The sequence below is a fragment of the Methanobrevibacter filiformis genome, from assembly GCF_001639265.1.
GTDB lineage: Archaea > Methanobacteriota > Methanobacteria > Methanobacteriales > Methanobacteriaceae > Methanacia > Methanacia filiformis.
On record NZ_LWMT01000215.1, the window covers coordinates 1 to 548 of the forward strand.

1 protein-coding gene is annotated in these 548 nt (G+C 30.7%); it reads right to left on the reverse strand.

The window, feature by feature from the left end:
- Positions 1-548, reverse strand: a 548-nt coding sequence (locus MBFIL_RS05495) for a transposase (protein WP_211261727.1), incomplete at both ends; no start/stop codon positions are given.

Below are 548 nucleotides of genomic sequence, written 5' to 3' on the forward strand. Positions count from 1 at the left end.
ATATGTGCGAAAGATCGTTCCACAACTATTCTTCTCTTGTATATTTCTTTGTTTTCAGGGATGTTAAGTTTTATTTCTAGTGCATCTTGATATTTATTTGTGTAAACCGTTATGATCCTATAGTTGGATTTAGGTGAGCATTCGGATTTATATGGGCAATTTTTACATTTATTTGTATAATAAACTTTTCTAAACTTATTATCTTTTTCGTACTCATTTTTAAATGGTAGTTCTTCATTTAGTGGGCAGATGAAGCAATCTTTTTCGTAGTTTCGTGTGAAATTTGCTTTGGAAAATTTTCCAGGTTTTTTATTTTTATCAGCACTGGCTTGAGCTTTACTAGGCATGTAAGCATCAAATCCATTATCATGAAGATATTTAGCTGTGTCTTGGGTGTTAAATCCATTATCGGCTAATATTCTAGATTTGGTTAAATCATGATCTAGTATTTTTTGAAGTTGTTCTATTTGAATAGGCAATTGGTAATGATCAGTAGGATCTTTTGTGATTGTTGAATTTAAAATTATTCCACTGTCACAGTCAACAAC